This is a genomic window from Mycobacterium sp. SVM_VP21, assembly GCA_024758765.1.
Taxonomy (GTDB): domain Bacteria; phylum Actinomycetota; class Actinomycetes; order Mycobacteriales; family Mycobacteriaceae; genus Mycobacterium; species Mycobacterium heraklionense_C.
The window spans coordinates 1,542,468-1,561,663 of sequence record CP101406.1; the positions used below are offsets into that span (position 1 = coordinate 1,542,468).

The window sequence follows — 19,196 nt, forward strand, 5'->3', positions numbered from 1 at the left end:
ACCGCACGTCGAGCGATTAGTTATGTGCATAACAAATATAAATGGTGGAGCGAGAAAATGGTGGTGTCCCCTCGGCGACCGGTCGGTCGTCCCCCCCGGATTTCGGTGGACGACATCGAACGGGTCGGCGTGCGAATAGGCTTACGCGGCCTCACCGTGCAGGCGGTTGCCTTAGAACTCGGAGTTAGCTCGACGGCGCTATATCGCCATGTCGACGGAAAATTCGGGTTGGAAACCGTTGTCGGCGAGCGGATCCTGTCCGATCTGGAGATCGCCGATGACCCAGACCACGACGCCGCCGAACACCTGCTGTCGTCAGCTCAGCAGCTGCGGGCGTTCTTGCTCGCACATCCGGGGCTGCCCGCGTACGTACAGCTGCTGTTTCCCCGCGGCCCTGCGGGAGAGGCGTTGCTGGCTGGCGAAGTTGCCGCCCTCATCCGGCGCGGTTGCAGTCCGGAAGCTGCCATGATGGCGACCACTACAGTCGCGCTGATAGTGATCAGCGTGTCCGCCGCCGAGGAAAACCGTCGTGAACACGCCGCACGGATCCCCGGGATGGCAGAGCGGCGCCAAGAGGCCTTGGAGTCTTACGTTGATCATGGCCTCCCTGATACGGCGATGGATGCTGACGCCTACTTCAGCTACGTGGTCTGGTCATGCTTGAACGGCATCCTGGCCTCCAGCGGTATCGCGTGTCACGAACAGCGTTAGCTGGTTTGCGCGAATATCTAATTGCCTCAACGTAATTAGGCGAAAAACTAGCCCGCATACCGAGAATTTACTCCCCCACGACTGGCCTCGGTGACGTAACGTGGCCGGCCATGACCACGTTGGAAAGCCGCGGCCGACTCAATTGGATGATCTTCGGCGCCATGGCGGCCGAAGTGCTCTACACCGGCGCCAAGATGGGAATCGCCGACCACCTCGGCGAGGATGCACGCGATCACCGTGAGATCGCCCGGGCTGTCGGAGCCGCTCCGGAGGCGTTGACTCGGCTGCTTCGTGCCATGACTGCACTCGGGTTGCTGGCCGAGCCTGAACCTGGCCGCTTCGCCTTAACCGAAGACGGCACATTGCTGCGTTCGGATCGTCCGGATTCGATGCGCACCTTCGTCACGCTGTTCGGCGACCCGGCCATGCTGGCCGGTTGGCGCGAACTCGAGCACGCAGTGCGCACCGGTGACACCACGTTCAACCAGGTGTTCGGAACCGACTTCTTCGACTACTTGTGTGCCCGGCCAGCTCTGTCCGCAGCGTTCAACGCCGCGATGCAAGCCGGGACCATGTTGACCGCCCATCAACTGCCGGACGCCTACGATTTCACCCGCTTCCACACGGTCGCCGACATCGGCGGTGGCGACGGCACTTTGCTGGCGGGCATCCTGAACGCCCACAAACACTTGTCGGGAATCCTGTTCGACACCGAGGCAGGTCTGGCACAAGCCGAGACGACGCTGACCGCCGCGGGCCTTGAGCGGCGCTGCGTATTGCACACGGGCGACTTCTTCGCAGAGGCGCCCCCGGGGGCCGATCTGTACCTGCTCAAAAGCGTCATCCACGACTGGGACGACGCTCGCTGCTCGACGATCTTGAGCCAGATCCGGCAGGTGATCCCGGGCCACGGGAGGTTGTTGGTCATCGAACCGGTGCTGCCTCCGGCGGTAGACGGATCGCTGCCACCGCAGGTCTACCTCAGTGACCTCAACATGTTGGTGAATGTCGGCGGACGGGAACGCACTCGTCGCGAATTCGTCGACCTGTTCGCCAGCGCCGGGTTCGAACTGTTGGACGCCACATCCCTGCCACATCCCTCCGGCTATACGCTCCTCGAAGGCGCCCCCGCTCCAGTGCCAGGCACCTCACACGAGGTCGCGCATGACGATGCGCTCGGCTGAACGAGCGGCATGCAGGCGCGGCCGTTGCCCGCGTTCACATGTCCTGATTTGTGGGATATATGTCGTAGACGCCAAGCGCCCGGGCGGCTGACACTGATGGCATGACACGCAACGTCGTCATCCTCGGCTATCCCGGCATCCAGGCGCTGGATGTTTTCGGGCCCGCGGAAGTCTTCGCCACCGCGACGCTCGTCCTGCTCGGTCAAGGCCGCGGCGAGGACGGCTACCAGGTCACGGTGGGGAGTGTCGACGGCGCACCGATCGCCACCAGCAGCGGGCTGGCTCTCGCGCCGAGTCGTCTACCCGTACCGAACGAGCTTCTCGACACCCTGGTGCTGCCCGGCGGCGTCGGCGTCGGGGCAGCGCGGGCCGATCCGGACACCGTCGAATGGGTCCGCCGCGCCGCGGCCCAGTCCCGGCGGGTGGTCAGCGTGTGTACCGGCGCGTTTCTGGCCGCGCAGGCGGGTCTCCTCGACGGATGCCGGACCACCACACATTGGGCGTTCGCCGACGCGCTGGCCCGTGAGTTCCCGGCGGTCGTCGTCGACCCGGAGCCCATCTTCGTGCGCAGTTCGGCGACAGTGTGGACCGCGGCCGGGGTCACCGCCGGTATCGATCTGGCCTTGGCGTTGGTCGAAGAAGACTACGGAACCGAGGTGGCGCAGACCGCGGCCCGCTGGCTCGTGCTGTATCTGCGGCGGCCCGGCGGCCAGTCCCAGTTTGCGGTTCCCGCTTGGCTGCCGCGATCGCGTCGCGCGCCGATCCGTGATGTCCAGGAGTTGATCGAGTCCGAACCCGGTGGCCTGCACCGGATTACCGAGCTGGCGTCGCGGGCCTCGATGAGCCCCCGACACTTCACCCGGGTCTTCACCGACGAGGTGGGCATGGCGCCGGGCGCGTACGTGGAGCGGGTGCGCACCGAGGCCGCACGCCGACAACTCGAGGAGACCGACGACACCGTCGTTGCGATTGCCGGACGCTGTGGATTCGGCACCGCGGAAACCCTGCGGCGCACCTTCATTCGTCGACTCGGCATCTCACCCGATCACTACCGCAAGACCTTCGCCTGAAAGGAAATACCCATGCAGATCGCAATCGTGCTCTACCCCGGCTTCACCTCGCTGGACTTCATCGGCCCCTACGAGGTGTTGCGCTGGCTCCCGGACGTGCAGGTGCGCTTCGTGTGGCACGAGCCGGGGCCGATCACCGCCGACTCCGGTGCACTGGTGGTCGGGGCAACCCACTCGTTCGACGAAACGCCCTCCCCCGACGTCATTTTGGTGCCGGGCGGACCCGGGTGCATGGCAGCCGCCCGGGACGCGGACTTATTGGAGTGGCTACGACGGGCCCAGCGGACCGCCGCCTGGACCGCCTCGGTGTGCACCGGATCGGTGGTGCTGGCGGCCGCCGGCCTGCTGGAGGGCAAGCGCGCAACATCGCATTGGTCGGCACTGAGCGCACTCAAGTCGTTCGGCGCAGCCCCGGTCGGTGACGAACGCATCGTCCACCAAGGCGACATCGTCACCGGCGCGGGCGTGTCGGCCGGGATCGACCTTGCACTGTGGCTGGCCGCGCGGATCGGCGGCGAGCACCGCGCCAAAGCCATTCAGCTCGTGATCGAATACGATCCGCAACCGCCGTTCGACTCCGGCCACACTTCGAAGGCGTCGGCGCAGACCAAGGCTGCAGCCACCGCGCTGATGGCCCGGGACATAGCGAAACCGGCCCAGCTGAAGGCCAGCGTGCTGCTGCTGTGGGATCACGCGATCGGCGCCGCCCGCACTCGGCGAAGCCAAATGACTCGGCGAAGCCAAATGACTCGCCGCTGAATCCCCTCAGTTCAGCGGCGAGCCACCGGTAGGCTGCCCCGCGGTTACTGCTGGGGGCGGGCGACCACGCGAAGCCAACCAGCGTGTCGATTACCCGACTCGACAGGTTGTCAAACCTCGCCGGCAGCCAGCGCTGCCCCCGGCGCCGATCCGCTACCCCTCCAGAATCGCGGCCACGCCCTGGCCTCCGGCGGCGCAGATCGAGATCAGCGCACGCACCGGCTTGTTCTTCGCTGTGCCCTTCACACCTTTCTGGCGCTCCTTCGCCTCGGCGATCTGCTTGGCGGCCTGCGCCACGATCCGACCGCCGGTGGCCGCGAACGGGTGCCCCGAGGCCAGCGACGAGCCGTTGACGTTGAGCTTGGACCGGTCGATGGCGCCCAGCGCCGAATCCAGTCCCAGCCGCTCCTTGCAGTACTCCGCCGACTCCCACGCCTGCAGGTGGCACAGCACCGTGGCGGCGAACGCCTCGTGGATCTCGTAGAAGTCGAAGTCCTGCAGGGTCAGGCCGTTGCGCGCCAACAGCCGCGGCACCGCGTAGGTCGGGGCCATCAGCAGCCCGTCGGCTCCGTTGACGTAGTCCACCGCGGCCGTCTCGGCGTCGACGAAGTACGCCAGCGGAGTCAGCTTGTGCGCGGCGGCCCACTCCTCGCTGGCCAGCAGCGCCACCGACGCACCGTCGGTGAGCGGAGTGGAGTTGCCCGCGGTCATGGTGGCGTCACCGGCCTTCGCGCCGAACACCGGCTTGAGCGTGGCCAGCTTCTCCGGGCTGGACTGGGGCCGCAGGTTGTCGTCGCGGTAGAGCCCCTGAAACGGCGTCACCAGGTCATCGAAGAAGCCGCGGTCATAGGCGGCGGCCATATTGCGGTGGCTGGCTGCGGCCAGCTCGTCCTGGTCGACCCGCTTGATGCCCATCTGCTTGGTGGTGATGGCCTGGTGCTCACCCATGGAAAGGCCGGTCCGCGTTTCTTTGTTGGCCGGGATCTCCACGCCCAACGCGGCGGGTAGCTTGCCGACAAGCTTGAGCCGTTGCACGTTCGACTTTGCCCGGCGCAGCGCGAGCAGCGTGCGGCGCAGTTCGTTGCCGATTGCCAGGGGCGCATCCGAAGTGGTGTCCACCCCGCCGGCGGCGGCCACCTCATAGCGACCGGCGGCGATTCCGTCGGCGGCGCAGATGGCCGCCTGCAGCCCGGTGCCACAGGCCTGCTGCAGGTCGAATGCCTGCGTGTAGGGCGACAGCGCCGAGCCCAGCACCGATTCGCGGATCAGGTTGAAGTCGCGGCTGTGCTTGAGCACCGCCCCGCCGATCACGGCGTCCAGCTTCTCGCCGGCCAGGCCGAATCGATCGATGAGGCCGCCCAACGCTGCGGTGAACATGTCCTGGTTGGACGCGTTCGCATAGGCGCCATCGGAGCGCGCGAAGGGAATGCGATTGCCCCCGAGGACGGCCACACGGCGTCGCGTGCCGGCGGTTGCCTCGGCAGTTTTAGCAGCAGATGCAGATGCCACGATCTCTCGTCTCTGATGGTGGGTCCCCCCGCATTGCCGGGGACGGTCGGCCTGATACTACCCAGTATTCTTACTCTGGAGTAAGTTCGTTGTCGACACCGTGGCCCGCACCAGGCACGTCCCCACATGGAAGGCAGCACTATGCCCCCCAAGGCCCCCAAGCTCTCCTCGGACCTGTTGTCCCAGATCCTGGGCTCCGCCCCCGGATCGTTCCTGTCCAAGCAGCTCGGCGTTCCGCAGGCCGAGACCCTGCGCCGTTACCGAGTCGGCGAGCCGGCACTGGCCGGGCCCCTGCTGATCGGCGGGTCGGGCCGGGTGGCCGAGCCGCTGCGGGCCGCACTGGCCGACGACTACGAGCTGGTCGGCGACAACCTGGGCGGCCGTTGGGCCGACTCGTTCGGCGGGCTGGTCTTCGACGCCACCGGTATCACCTCCCCCGCTGAGCTGACCCAGCTGCACGAGTTCTTCACCCCGCTGTTGCGCAACGTGGGCCGCTGTGGCCGACTGGTCGTTGTCGGCACCACCCCCGAGGCGGCCGGCAGCGCCGACGAGCAGATCGCCCAGCGCGCACTGGAGGGCTTTACCCGCTCATTGGGCAAGGAACTGCAGCGCGGCGCCACAGTGCAGTTGGTGTACCTGTCGCCGGATGCCAAGCCCGGGGCCACCGGCCTGGAGTCGACACTGCGATTCATCCTCTCGGCCCGCTCGGCCTACGTCGACGGCCAGGTGTTCTACGTGGGCGCCGACGACTCGAGCGCGCCCGCCGACTGGGACCGGCCGCTGGAGGGCAAGGTCGCGATCATCACCGGCGCGGCGCGCGGCATCGGCGCCACCATCGCCGAGGTGTTCGCCCGCGACGGCGCCAAGGTGGTGGCGATCGACGTGCCGCAGGCCGCCGAGGCGCTGGAGAAGACGGCCTCCCGGGTTGGCGGGACCGCGCTGGCACTGGACGTCACCGCCGACGACGCGGTGGATCAGATCGCCGCGCACCTCGCCGAGCACCACGGGGGCAAGGCTCACATATTGGTCAACAACGCCGGCATCACTCGCGACAAGTTGCTGGCCAACATGGACGACGCTCGGTGGAACGCGGTCCTGGCAGTCAACCTGCTTGCACCGCAGCGTCTTACCGAAGGATTGGTCGCCAACGGCAGCATCGGTGAGGGCGGCCGGGTGATCGGCCTGTCGTCGATGGCCGGGATCGCGGGTAACCGCGGCCAGACCAACTACGCGGCCACCAAGGCCGGCATGATCGGCCTGACCGAAGCGCTGGCTCCGACGCTGGCCAAGAAGGGCATCACGATCAATGCCGTCGCCCCGGGATTCATCGAAACCGAGATGACGGCGGCGATACCGTTGGCCACTCGCGAGGTCGGGCGTCGGCTGAACTCGCTGTTCCAGGGCGGTCAGCCCGTGGACGTCGCCGAGCTGATCGGCTACTTCGCCAGCCCGGCGTCGAATGCGGTGACCGGCAACACCATCCGGGTCTGCGGCCAAGCCATGCTGGGGGCGTGAGACACATGCCCCAACCCAGTGGCATGAGAAACATGGTGCGTGCGGTCGCCGGCGCGCTGCCCTTCATTCCGCGCACGCAAACCCTGCCGAACCGGACGCTGCGGGTCGACGCGCTGGCCATCGACCCCACCCACGTCGCGGCCTACGCAGCCGTCACCGGGCTGCGCTTCGCGGATCAGGTACCGCTGACCTATCCCTTCGCGCTGACGTTCCCAACCGTGATGGAGCTGGCGACCGGGTTTGACTTCCCGTTCGCCGCGATGGGCTCGGTGCACACCGAGAACCGGATCACCCGCCACCGCCCGATCGCGGTCACCGACACCGTCGGAGTGACGGTGCGGGCAGAGAACCTGCGCGAACACCGCAAGGGCCTGCTGGTCGACATCGTCACCGACATCACCGTCGGCAATGACCCGGCCTGGCATCAGGTGACGACGTTTCTGCACCAGCAGCGCACCAGCCTGTCCGACGAGCCGAAGCCGCCGCCGGCCAAACAGCCCAAGCTGGGCCCGCCCAGCGCGGTGCTGCGGGTGACCCCGGGCCAGATTCGCCGCTACGCATCGGCCGGCGGCGATCACAACCCGATCCACACCAGCTCGATCGGCGCCAAGCTGTTCGGCTTCCCCACCGCGATCGCGCACGGGATGTTCTCGGCGGCAACGGTTCTGGCCAACATCGAAGGTGCGCTTCCGGACGCAGTGGACTACACGGTGCGGTTCGGCAAGCCGATGCTGCTGCCGGCAAGCCCCGGCCTCTACATCGACAAGGTCGACGGCGGCTGGGATCTGGCACTGCGCAACGTCGCCAAGGGTTACCCCTACCTGACCGGGGCGGTGCGGGCGCTGTAGCCGGCACCGCCGTCGCCCGTTAGGCGTTGTCGACCGCGAAGCCGGCCGCCTTCAGCAAAGTCACCTTGCTGACCTCCCAGCGGGCGCTGACGACCTCGATCCCCCAGACCGGAATCGACATCACCAGCCCACGGACGACCACCATCACGGTGTCCATGTAGGCCCGCGCGGAAAACCCTGGGCCCGCCGCAGGTAGCGCCTCGGCGGAGGCGACCGCCAGACCGTAGATGTGTTGCTCCAGCGACTTCACCGTCTTGGCCAGTTGCGGGTCGGTCCAACACGCCACCCACAGCTGAGCGACCGAAAGCGCTTGGGGCGTGGTGAATTCGCGCCAGATCAGGTCGAGATACCCGCCCAGGTCCAGCGTGGCGGTCGCGGCCGTCTCTTCGAAGTGGATGCGGGCCTGATTGGCTAGTTCGAAGGCAAGCTGAGCGACCGCGGCTGTCACCAGGTCATCGCGGGTCGGGAAGTGGTACATCACCGTGCTTTGCGACACGGTCGCTGCGCCGGCGACGCGGCGCGTGGTCACCGCGACGACCCCCTCGGTCCGCAGTAGTTCAACTGCCGCGCCCACCAATGCTTGACGCGTGGCGGCGCGCTGCTCGGCCCGCGTGCCATTTTTCATTGGGATTCCCCTATTGCATTAACAGGTCCGCCACAGCTAATCTGACTGATCAGATGAACAGTCAACTGGGGCTCGGTCGTCATTTCCGCTGTTCAGGCCTGAAGACCTTGCCATGAGGCATTGTAAGGACACACCGATGACCTTCGCGTTTCGTCTCGACAACACCAGCCGGCCACTGCACGCGCTCGCCGTACCGTTGGCCATCACCTCCGCCGTCACCCTAGGCGTGTCCCCGGCCCTGCACTCGGTATCGACCACCGCGTGGAAAACCGTTGCGGCCCAAGTGAAATTACTGGACACCGAGGCATGGATCATGGGCGGCAGCGGCCTGCCGATCCCGCCCCAGAGCTACATGGACGCGCTCTTTGACCGCTACATCGATCCCGCCACCCCGTTCTTCGACGGCCAACCCCGCTACCCCGTGGACAAGACCAACCCCCTGTTCACACCGGAAGGCCTCTACCCCAACAGCGGCGTCAAGAGCCTGGAACTGGATCCGTCCATCGCCCAGGGCGTCACCATCCTGCACGACACGATCAACAGGCAGATCGCCGACGGGAACAACCTCGTCGTACTGGGCTACTCCCAGAGCAGCACCATTTCCACCATCGTGATGCGTGATCTGTTAGCGCTGCCTCCCGACCAACAGCCGACCGCCGACCAGCTGTCCTTCGTGCTGCTCGGTGCCCCCAACAATCCCAACGGCGGCCTATTCGAGCGCTTCGACATCTTGAACGATGGCAGCTACCCGACTATCCCGAGCCTGGGCATCACGTTCAACGGCGCGATCCCGGACGGCACTCCGTGGGACACCTCCGTCTACACCCTGGAATACGACGGCTACGCCGACTTCCCGAAATACCCGATCAATTTTCTCGCCGACCTCAACGCCGTCCTGGGCATCATCTACGAGCACACGATCTACCCAAGCCTGACCGCCGAGCAGCTGGCGACGGCCATCGAGTTGCCGATGAGCGAGGGCTACGACGGAAACACCCACTACTTCATGATTCCCAGCGAGATATTGCCGCTGTTGATGCCGCTGCAGTCGATCCCGGTCATCGGCCAGCCGATCTACGACCTACTGGAACCGGCTACGCGCGTCCTGGTGAACCTGGGCTACGGCAGCATCACCGAAGGCTGGTCCGCCGGCCCTGCCAATGTGGCCGACCCCTTCGCGTTGTTCCCGACCGACCTCAACTGGGGTGAGGTTCTGACAGCGCTGGGCAATGGGGCGCAAGAGGGCTGGAACAACTTCGTCAGCGACCTGTCGAATCTGTCGTTCCCCAGTGCAGCCGATTTCCTGGGCGCCTCGGCGGGCGACCTCACGTCATTCGCGCTGCCCAGCCTGACCGAAATCGTCAACACGTTCAGCAGTATCGCCTCGACGGCGTATGCCGCGCTGCTTCCGACCGCCGATATCCTCAACGCCCTGTTCACCACCGCGCCGGCGTACGCGCTCGATGTGTTCGCCCAGGAACTCGCCGAAGGCGACATCCTCAACGCTGTCGGCCTGCCGATCGCCGGCATCATCGGGTTGGGCACACTGGGAGCCGGTTTCGAATTCCTCGCACTCAACGGCGCGATCCGGGACATCACGGCCGACCTCCAGAGCCTCTTCACGGCGTGAGGCCGCGCCGGGCTACCCGGCCGCAACGGTGTCGGCGCCGTCGCGGCCGCCGGGGGCTTCTTTGAGGCCGCGCCAGAACAAGTCGATCATCAGCTCGCCGGCTTCATCGACGGCGGTGTCGCCGGTGCTGACCCGGCTCGCGATCGCCTCGCCGGCGCCTACCAGCGCGACCGCCATCAGCTCGAAGTCGACGCCCGGTTCGGGCTTACGCGTGCCGGCCCGCAACAGCCGGCCGACCAGCTCGATGATTCGCTCGCGGCCCTCGCGCACGGTGTGGGCGAACGCCTGCGAACTGGTGGCTTGGGTGTACATCACGATCCACGACGCCCGGTTGGCGTCGATGTAGCGCAAGAAAGCCCGAATTGTATTGCGCAGCATGTCTTTCGGGGGCTGCTGAAAGTCAATTTCGGTGCGCACCGACTCGACGAAGCGGCGCAGTTCGCGGTCCAGACATGCCCCGAACAGTTCTTCTTTGGAGCCGTAGTACAGGTAGAGCATCGGCTTGGAGATCTGCGCAGCCGCGGCGATCGAATCCATCGAGGTCTCGTGGTAGCCGTTGACCGAGAACATCTGCACCGCGGCGTCGAGCATCTGCTGTTCGCGCACGGCCCGCGGTAACCGCTTGCTACCAGCTGCCATCGCCTCGAGGTCCTTCCGCGCTCCCCCTCGGCCCGATCTTACCGAAGAGTAACTTGTGTGCTGCTCGTGCCGCCGGAATCACCCGTGGCAGTGCGTACCGGGCTTCTTGACCGCGGCGACGCGCGCCAGCGACGCGTCGACGGCTTCCTGCTTCAGCTCGCCGGCAGACACCGCCTGCTCCAGCCGGTCCAACACCGCGGGCACCTCGTCTGTGGTGACCCACAGTGCGATGTCGACACCGGCCTGAAGACTGCGCAGCACCGCTTCGGCGACCCCGTAATGCTCCGTGATCGCCGCCATCGACGACAGGTCGTCGCTGAACACTGGGCCATCGAACGCCGGGCCGTGATAGTCGGTGCCGGTGCGCAGCAGCTTGACCGCCGCCGGGCTCAGGCTGGCTGGATCCTCGGTCAGCCCGGGCACTTCCAGGTGGCCCATCATCACCGCCACCGGCGCCTCGGTGACCAGGGTGCGGTAGGGCACCAAGTCGTTGTCCTGCAACTGCGCCAGCGGCGGTGTGACCACCGCGCCGGCCGTGTGCGAGTCACCGGAACCGTGGCCGTGGCCGGGGAAGTGCTTGAGCACCGGCAGCAGCCCGGCGTCCCGCAGACCCTGCGCGTACGCGCCGGCGTACTCGGTGACCTTGGCCGGATCCGAACCGAACGAACGGTCACCGATCACGGTGTCTTCGTCGGTGTCGGCGTCCACCACGTCGACAACCGGCGCGAAGTCGACGGTGATGCCCAGGTCAGCCATCTTGCGGCCCCGCTCGGCGGCCAACTCACGTACCTGCGCGACGCTACTGCTCTGCGCCAGCTCCTTCGCCGACGGCGACTTCCCGATCAGCGACGACAAGCGCGATACCCGGCCGCCCTCCTCGTCCACGCTGACCGCCAGCGGCAGCGGACCGGTCGGCGCTTGGCTTTCCTTGATCTCCTTCAGCGAACCATCGGTGAGCATGGACAGCTCGGTCCAGCTGCCGATGAAGATGCCGCCGACGTGGTGATCGGTCACCACCGCGCGGGCGTCGGCCGCGTCGCGGACCCCCACCATCACCAGCTGCGCCAGCTTGTCGCGGACCGACAGGGCCGACACCTGCGCACACACCGGATCCACCGGCGCGGAGGCCGTCGCAGTAGGCGACGCCGCGGTGTCAGACGACGGTGCGGGCGTCTCGTCACGGTGCGAGCACGACGTGACGAGTGTCGGCAGCACCGCGGCGGCCAGCAGCAGAGCGGGCAGTTGTCGAGTCAGCGATCCAGGCATCGCACCATGCTGTCACGGCCGGTACCGCCGGGCTCATGCGGCGGCCCCAGCATCGCCTCTCCTACGTCGAGCCTCACTGAACCGCCGGGCTCATGCGGCGGCCCCAGCATCGCCTCTCCTACGTCGAGCCTCACTGAACCGCCGAGTACGCAAGGCCCACGTGCTACGTTGGCGGTCGGGGCCCAAGCGGGGGCTGATGTTGATGGCGCCCCTGATCTACGTCACGAGAGTGCAGAAGGAGCCTGACCATGCCTCGGTTCGTGGTGCCGGCCGCCATAAGCATCGTCGTGGGGGTGTTGCTGGGTGCGGCGGCCGTCTTCGGGGTCACGCTGATGGTGCAACAAGACACCAAGCCGCAGATCGCCGGTGGCGACCCGCAGTCCTCGGTGCTGAACAGGGTGGAATACGGCAACCGCGGCTGACCTGCGAACGCCGGCAACGCCTGACCTTCCGCCGGCAACGCCGCAGGCTGTAACACCGTTGTCCCGGCGCTGGTTGTGGCTGGTCGGCGCCGTCTCTCTGACTTTCAGCCTGCTGCAGGCTCCGGGACGGATCTCTCCGGACACCAAGCTCGATCTGACCATCGCTCCGCTGCGGTTTCTGACTCGTGCCGCCAACCTATGGAGCAGCGAACTCCCGTTCGGCCAGGTGCAGAACCAGGCATACGGCTACCTGTTCCCGCACGGCACCTTCTTCCTGGCCGGTGAGCTACTGGGGCTGCCCGGCTGGATCGTGCAGCGGCTGTGGTGGGCGGTGCTGCTCACGGTGGGATTCTGGGGCCTGCTGCGGGTCGCCGAGACGTTGCGGATCGGGACCCCGACGGCACGGTTGATCGGCGCCACCGCGTTCGCCCTGTCGCCACGAGTGCTCACCACTCTGGGTTCCATCTCTTCCGAGACGCTGCCGATGATGCTGGCCCCCTGGGTGTTGCTGCCGGTCATCCGGGCGTTGGGGGCGCCACGGGATCCGGGCCAGGACACCCCGGAGCGGCCCGCACGGGTGCTGGCCGGACAGGCTGGCGTCGCGGTTGCGTTGATGGGCGCCGTGAACGCGGTCGCGACGCTCGCGGGGTGCCTGCCGGCGATCATCTGGTGGCTGTGTCATCGCCCGAACCGGCGCTGGTGGCGGTTCACCGGCTGGTGGCTGCTCGCGCTGGTGTTGGCCGCCACCTGGTGGGTAGTGGCCCTGCTGCTGCTAGGCCGGGTCAGCCCGCCGTTCCTGGACTTCATCGAATCGGCCGGCGTCACCACCCGGTGGACGTCGCTGACCGAGATGCTGCGCGGCACCCACAGCTGGACACCGTTCGTCGCGCCGAATGCCACGGCAGGGGCGCCGCTGGTCACCCGCCCAGTAATGATTCTGGGCACCTGCCTAGTGGCGGCCGCGGGTCTGGCCGGACTGACCGGCATGCTGTCTCGGCGCTTGCCCGGCGCCGGACGGCTGGTCACCATGCTGCTGATCGGGGTGACGCTGCTGGCCATCGGTTACGCGGGTGGGCTGGGCTCGCCGCTGGCCCACACGGTGCAGGCCTTCCTCGACGGCGCCGGGGCGCCGCTACGCAATCTGCACAAACTCGAGTCGGTGATCCGGATCCCGCTGGTGCTGGGGCTCATCCATCTGCTGGGCCGCATCCCGCTGCCGGGCAGCGCGCCGACACCGGTGTGGCGGCGCGCGTTCGTCCACCCCGAACACCACAAGTCAGCCGCGGTCGGTCTGGTGGTCCTGACGGCGCTGATGGTCTCGACGTCACTGGCCTGGACCGGCCGGCTCACCCCGCCAGGAACATTCAGCGCCCTGCCGCAATATTGGCGCGACGCCGCGGCTTGGCTCGCCGAGCACAACAACGGCGGTCCCACCCCCGGCCGGGTGCTGGTAGCACCGGGGGCGCCGTTTGCCACCCAAACCTGGGGCACCAGCCACGACGAACCGTTGCAGGTCCTCGACGTCGGCCCGTGGGGGGTGCGCGACTCGATCCCACTGACGCCGCCGCAAACCATTCGGGCGCTCGACTCGGTACAGCGCCTGTTCGCCGCCGGCCGCCCGTCGGCAGGGTTGGCCGACACCCTGGTCCGACAAGGCATCTCCTACCTGGTGGTGCGCAACGACCTGGACCCCGACAACTCCCGCTCGGCCCGGCCACTGCTGGTGCACCGCGCGGTCGACGGCTCACCGGGATTGCAGCGGGTGGCCCAATTCGGCGATCCGGTCGGGTCAGGCACCGTCCGGGGTTTCGTCGCCGACAGCGGCCTGCGGCCGGCCTATCCGGCGATCGAGATCTACCGGGTAGGCGATCCCGCGGCCGATGCAAATCCGGGAGCGCCGTACCTGACCGACCTTGACGCGATGCCGCGGGTCGACGGCGGCCCGGAGGTGTTGCTGCGACTCGACGAACACCGCCGATTGCGCGGAGAGCCCGCGCTGGGCCCGGTGCTGATGACCGCCGACGCCCGGCGCGCGGACTTGGCCACACCGGTAGTCACCGTCACCGACACGCCCCTGGCTCGCGAGACCGACTACGGCCGGGTCGATGACCATTCGTCGACGATCCGCGCAGCCGGCGACGCCCGGCACACCCACAGCCGGGTACCGGACTATCCGACCCCTGGCGCCAACACGGTGTTCGGCGGCTGGCTCGGCGGCCGGCTGACCGCGTCCAGCTCGTCCTCGGACGCCACCACGCTGCCCGATGTCGCACCGTCGACCTCACCGGCCGCCGCCATCGACGGCGACTCGGGAACCGCCTGGGTGTCCAACGCCCTGCAGTCGGCGGTCGGCCAATGGCTGCAGGTGGACTTCGACCACCCGCTGACCAACGGCACCATCACCTTGACGCCCAGTGCGACGGCCGTCGGCGCGCAGGTGCGGCGGATACAGATCTCCACGGTCAACGGCACCACCACGTTGCGGTTCGACCGCGCCGGCGAGCCCCTGATCGCTGCGCTGCCTTACGGCGAAACACCCTGGGTGCGGATCACCGCGTCGGGCACCGACGACGGCTCCCCCGGCGTGCAGTTCGGCATCACCGATTTGGCGATCACCCAGTACGACGCTTCGGGCTTCGCTCATCCGGTCGACCTGCGCCACACGGCGCTGGTTCCCGCGCCACCCGCGGGCGCTCAAGTGGCGCAGTGGGACTTGGGTGCGGGCTTGCCGGGCCGGACCGGCTGCGCGACAGCCGACGGCGCAGTGCGCTGCGCGGCGTCGATGATGCTGGAGCCCGAGGAGCCCGCCAGCTTCAGCCGCACCCTGAACGTGCCGCGACCCATGTCGGTGACCCCGACCGTGTGGGTGCGACCGCGTCAGGGCCCGAACCTGGTCGACCTGATCGCTGAGCCGGGCGCCTTGCGGGCCCGCGGCGACGCCGACGTGCTCGACGTGCAGGGGTCGGCATATGCCGCGGCCGACGGTGACCCGGGCACGGCGTGGACAGCGTCACAGCGAGTGGTCGCGCACCGATCTCCGCCGACCCTGACCATCACTTTGCCGCGGCCGGTCAAGGTGAGCGGAGTGCGGTTCACTCCCAGTCAATCCCCGCTGCCGGCGCATCCCACGCTGGTGGCCGTGGACCTCGGCTCCGGCCCTGAGGTCCGGGAACTGGGGGAATCTGACGATCAGCGGGTGAGTTTGCTGCCGCGGGTCACCGACACGGTCACGATCAGCCTGCTGGAGTGGGAGGACGTGATCGACCGCACCGCGATCGGATTCGATCAGCTCAAGCCGCCGGGGCTGGCCGAGGTCAGTGTGCTCGGCGCCGACGGACGTCCCGTTGCCCCCGCAGATCACGCCCGCAACCGGTCACGTGCGGTCCACGTCGACTGCGACCATGGGCCGATCATCGCGATCGCCGGCCGGTTCGTGCACACCTCGATCACCACCACTGTCGGCGCACTGCTCGACGACAAGCCGGTGGCGGCGCAGGCGTGCGATCTGCGTCCGATCGCGTTGCCGCCCGGCGCGCAGGAATTGATGATCAGCCCGGGACCGGCGTTCGTCGTCGACGGCGCAACGCTGTCCGGGCCCTCAGCGGCCACGGGCGCAGCGGCGACCACATCGGCGCTACTCGGCACGTGGAGCGCGGACCGGCGTGAGGTGACGGTGCCCCCCGCGGCGGCCGCTCGGGTGCTGGTCGTGCCGGAGAGCATCAATGGCGGGTGGGTGGCGCGCACGTCGGACGGCACACGCTTGGTTCCGGTAGCGGTCAATGGATGGCAGCAGGGCTTTGTGCTGCCCGCGGGAACCGACGGGCCGATCACGCTGACGTTTGGGCCTAATCGGATGTACCGGCTCGGGATGGCCGGCGGACTGGCTCTGCTACCACTGTTGGCGTTGCTGGCCTGGTGGCCAGTGCGGCGGGTCCGCGATCCCGGCCCGCCGGCAGCGCCGTGGGGGCCGAGCCGCCGCGTGGCGGCGACCGGTGCGCTGACGGTCGGCTTCTTGATCGCCGGGACCGCCGGGGCGGCGGTGTTCGGCGCCGCGATGGTGTTGCTGTTCGCATTGCGGCATCGGCAGCGCGCATTTGATGCGGCCCGGCTCGGGTTGAGCGCCGGCGGCCTGATCACGGGGGGCGCGATCCTGTGCCGGCATCCCTGGCGCTCGGTGGACGGCTATGCCGGCCATTCCGCGGGGGTGCAGCTGGCGGCCCTGGTCTCGGTGGCAGTCCTCGCGGCGACGGCGGTGGTTGCACGCGGTGGTCGCAAGCTCGACGGAGTCGAGGGCAGCGGGCCACCGCAATAAGCCCAGCCGACGGAGTCGGACGAAGCAGACCACCGCCCCTAGGTGCGCTCCCGCCACATCTGCCCCGTGCGCACCGTCGGGCCGCCATAGTGTGCTGTTCGATTCGGATATCGGCGGCGCTATCACGACCTGGCCCACCAACAGGCGATAGCGCATGCGATATCCGAATCGAACAGCACCACATGGTTCCGCCACGGGGCCGGTGGGGCCCACGCGGCATCTGAGGCGAAGGACGCAGCTACTGCGCGGCTTCGAGCTTCTCGATCTGCGTGTTGAACAGCTTCACCAGGTCCTCGGCGTGCGTGGCGTCATCGGATCCGTCGCTCTCCACACGCAACCCGATGTCGTTGCTGGTCGCCACGACGAGGACCCCGCGGTAATAGCCGGAGATGGTGGATGCGGTGATCGAGATCGGCAACCGGATCGCGGCCTTGCTGGCGCTGGTGATCACGGTCGCGACCGCCCACGGCGGCACCCCGTCCGCATCCAGCGGGTTCATCTGGATATCGGTGGTCACCGAGCGCCCACCCTGTTCGAAGGTCTGCTTGAACGTCTGGCACTTCTCCACGAACCGCTTGAGGTTCGGGTGGTCCGGCGTGAGGGCCAGTCGCACACGCATCGTATGCAGGCCGCCGGGCTGCAGCTTGGCCAGCGTCGCCGTCGCGGTCTGCGTGGCGGAGGAGGGACTGGAGTAGAAGTCGGCGCACTCGGGCGGGTCGACCGTCAGATTCGGCATGTCCGAGGGAGCGTCGCCGGCGCTGTTCACCCCGCTGATCCACTTTCCGCCGGACGGATCCGGGAACGAGGACCGCTCCACCAACATCTCCGACGTCAGATCCTTGATGTCAGGTTTGCGAGACGGCTTGTCCTCGGCCGTGAGTCGGCCGCCCAGGCTCAGAACCAGCCCGGCGACCACCGCGACCACCACTGCAGCCGCGGCCAGCGACAACCACAACACCTTGCGTGACCTGGGCTCAGGCGCCGGAATCGGCCACGGCGCACCATAGGCCGGATAGCCCCCGGGCGCCACGCCTACAGCGTCGTCCTCCACCCATAGCGCCCAGCCCGGGGGCGGGGGCGGCCACGTCGGATCCGGCGCCCAGTTGGCATCCGGCGCCCAGCCAGGTGGCGGGGGCGGCCAGTTGGGCGGTGGGTTAAAACGCATCGGGCGACTCCCGTATCGATGTACTGACGCTGGCTCGAGGCGAGCCTACGCGGTTCGATGGTGGCAGGCTGGACATGCACTCTCACACCGCAGCGCCTGAGAAGGAGGCCCGCGTGCCCGCAACACCGATAGCCACGACCAACCCGGCCACCGGCGAAACGGTCAAGACGTTCACCGCCGCCAGCGACGCGGAAGTCGATGCCGCGATCACGCGCGCGGCGAATCGCTTCGTCGACTACCGCCGCACCGATTTCGCTCAGCGCGCCAGATGGATGCACGCCGCCGCTGATCTGCTGGAGGCTGACGCCGACGAAGTCGCCGCCATGATGACCCTTGAGATGGGCAAGACCTTGACCTCGGCCAAGGCCGAAGCACTCAAGTGCGTCAAGGGCTTCCGCTACTACGCCGACCACAGCGCGGAATTGCTGGCCGACGAAGTCACCGACGCGTCGAAGGTCAACGCATCCAAGGCGTTCGCCCGCTATCAGCCTCTCGGGGTGGTACTGGCGGTGATGCCGTGGAACTTCCCGCTGTGGCAGGCGGTCCGCTTTGCCGCTCCAGCCCTGATGGCCGGCAACGTGGGCCTGCTCAAACACGCGTCGAATGTGCCGCAGACCGCGCTGTACCTCGCCGACCTGCTGACCCGCGCCGGTTTCCCTGATGGCTGCTTCCAGACTCTGCTGATCTCCTCGGGTGCCGTCGAGCGGGTGCTGCGCGACCCGCGGGTGGCGGCGGCAACCCTGACCGGCAGCGAACCCGCCGGGCGTTCGGTCGCCGCTATCGCCGGCGACGAGGTCAAACACACCGTGCTGGAACTGGGCGGCAGCGACCCGTTCATCGTCATGCCCTCGGCCGACCTGGAGTCCGCGGTGCGTACCGCAGTGACCGCGCGGGTGCAGAACAATGGCCAATCATGCATCGCGGCAAAGCGATTCATCGTCCACACCGACATCTATGACGACTTCGTCACCCAGTTCGTCGGCCAGATGTCGGCGCTGCGGGTCGGCGACCCGACCGACCCGGACACCGATGTTGGACCGCTGGCCACCGAATCGGGCCGCGACGAGGTGGCGCAGCAGGTCGATGCCGCCGCCGCGGCCGGCGCGGTGATCCGTTGCGGTGGCAAGCGACTCAACCGCCCGGGCTGGTTCTATCCGCCCACCGTGATCACCGACATCAGCCGTGACATGGCGATCTTCACCGAGGAGGTGTTCGGCCCGGTGGCATCGGTGTACCGCGCCGCCGACATCGACGAGGCCATCGAGATCGCCAACGCCAGCCCGTTCGGGCTGGGATCCAATGCCTGGACCCGCGACGAGGCCGAGATCAGCCGGTTTGCCGACGAGATCGAGGCCGGCCAGGTCTTCATCAATGGGATGACGGTGTCCTACCCGGAGCTGCCGTTCGGCGGGATCAAGCGATCCGGGTACGGCCGGGAACTCTCGGGCCACGGCATCCGGGAGTTCTGCAACCTCAAGACGGTGTGGGTGGCCTGACGCCGGTCGTCTCCCCCACCGCGAGCAGACGCAAACTCATCCAAT

At 67.8% G+C, this 19,196-nt stretch carries 15 protein-coding genes; 10 read left to right on the top strand and 5 right to left on the bottom strand.

The features are described 5' to 3' along the window. The first annotated feature begins 105 nt into the window (after positions 1 to 105). From NM962_07435 to NM962_07450, 4 genes are all read left to right on the top strand, one after another. Entirely contained in the window at positions 106 to 711 is a 606-nt protein-coding gene (locus tag NM962_07435; GenBank protein UVO13890.1) for a TetR/AcrR family transcriptional regulator, read from the top strand. A gap of 110 nt (positions 712 to 821) precedes the next feature. Continuing rightward, complete coding sequence (locus tag NM962_07440) at positions 822 to 1,895, top strand: acetylserotonin O-methyltransferase (protein ID UVO13891.1); 1,074 nt, start codon at positions 822 to 824, stop codon at positions 1,893 to 1,895. 101 nt (positions 1,896 to 1,996) lie between these two features. After that, complete coding sequence (locus tag NM962_07445; GenBank protein UVO13892.1) at positions 1,997 to 2,965, top strand: GlxA family transcriptional regulator; 969 nt, start codon at positions 1,997 to 1,999, stop codon at positions 2,963 to 2,965. 12 nt (positions 2,966 to 2,977) lie between these two features. Next, positions 2,978 to 3,724, top strand: coding sequence for a DJ-1/PfpI family protein (locus tag NM962_07450; protein UVO13893.1), 747 nt, complete (start codon positions 2,978 to 2,980; stop codon positions 3,722 to 3,724). Between the two features lie 153 nt (positions 3,725 to 3,877). Here NM962_07450 and NM962_07455 read toward each other — a convergent pair whose 3' ends face one another. Next, positions 3,878 to 5,233 carry an acetyl-CoA C-acetyltransferase gene (locus NM962_07455; GenBank protein UVO13894.1) on the bottom strand — a complete coding sequence of 452 codons (1,356 nt, stop codon included), beginning with the start codon at positions 5,231 to 5,233 and terminating at the stop codon, positions 3,878 to 3,880. Positions 5,234 to 5,374: 141 nt separating this feature from the next. On the opposite strand from NM962_07455, the gene NM962_07460 reads away from it, so the two are divergent. Next, positions 5,375 to 6,748: a 3-oxoacyl-ACP reductase gene (locus tag NM962_07460; protein UVO13895.1), complete on the top strand. Its 1,374-nt coding sequence runs from the start codon at positions 5,375 to 5,377 to the stop codon at positions 6,746 to 6,748. 5 nt (positions 6,749 to 6,753) lie between these two features. Then, a complete protein-coding gene (locus NM962_07465; GenBank protein UVO13896.1) occupies positions 6,754 to 7,596 on the top strand; it encodes a dehydratase in 843 nt (280 codons plus the stop codon). Positions 7,597 to 7,615: 19 nt separating this feature from the next. Here the strand turns inward: NM962_07465 and NM962_07470 are convergent, their stop codons facing one another. Next, positions 7,616 to 8,221, bottom strand: a complete 606-nt coding sequence (locus NM962_07470) for a TetR family transcriptional regulator (GenBank protein ID UVO13897.1) — start codon at positions 8,219 to 8,221, stop codon at positions 7,616 to 7,618. A 136-nt stretch (positions 8,222 to 8,357) separates the two neighbouring features. Here NM962_07470 and NM962_07475 point away from each other — a divergent pair, with 136 nt between their 5' ends. Continuing rightward, positions 8,358 to 9,851 carry a PE-PPE domain-containing protein gene (locus NM962_07475; GenBank protein UVO13898.1) on the top strand — a complete coding sequence of 498 codons (1,494 nt, stop codon included), beginning with the start codon at positions 8,358 to 8,360 and terminating at the stop codon, positions 9,849 to 9,851. 12 nt (positions 9,852 to 9,863) lie between these two features. On the opposite strand, the gene NM962_07480 is transcribed toward NM962_07475, so the two are convergent. Further along, on the bottom strand, positions 9,864 to 10,490 hold the full coding sequence (locus NM962_07480) for a TetR/AcrR family transcriptional regulator (protein UVO13899.1): 627 nt from the start codon (positions 10,488 to 10,490) through the stop codon (positions 9,864 to 9,866). 78 nt (positions 10,491 to 10,568) lie between these two features. After that, positions 10,569 to 11,756 carry a glycoside hydrolase family 3 protein gene (locus tag NM962_07485; GenBank protein ID UVO13900.1) on the bottom strand — a complete coding sequence of 396 codons (1,188 nt, stop codon included), beginning with the start codon at positions 11,754 to 11,756 and terminating at the stop codon, positions 10,569 to 10,571. Between the two features lie 248 nt (positions 11,757 to 12,004). Between NM962_07485 and NM962_07490 the strand changes: the two genes are divergently transcribed. Beyond that, a complete protein-coding gene (locus tag NM962_07490) occupies positions 12,005 to 12,178 on the top strand; it encodes a DUF2613 domain-containing protein (protein UVO13901.1) in 174 nt (57 codons plus the stop codon). A 58-nt stretch (positions 12,179 to 12,236) separates the two neighbouring features. Then, a complete protein-coding gene (locus NM962_07495) occupies positions 12,237 to 16,490 on the top strand; it encodes an alpha-(1->3)-arabinofuranosyltransferase (GenBank protein ID UVO13902.1) in 4,254 nt (1,417 codons plus the stop codon). A 238-nt stretch (positions 16,491 to 16,728) separates the two neighbouring features. Here the strand turns inward: NM962_07495 and NM962_07500 are convergent, their stop codons facing one another. Next, positions 16,729 to 17,655, bottom strand: coding sequence for a hypothetical protein (locus tag NM962_07500; protein UVO13903.1), 927 nt, complete (start codon positions 17,653 to 17,655; stop codon positions 16,729 to 16,731). 74 nt (positions 17,656 to 17,729) lie between these two features. On the opposite strand from NM962_07500, the gene NM962_07505 reads away from it, so the two are divergent. Beyond that, positions 17,730 to 19,151 (top strand): NADP-dependent succinic semialdehyde dehydrogenase, encoded by a 1,422-nt coding sequence (locus NM962_07505; GenBank protein ID UVO13904.1) that lies wholly within the window; start codon positions 17,730 to 17,732, stop codon positions 19,149 to 19,151. Positions 19,152 to 19,196 lie beyond the last annotated feature (45 nt).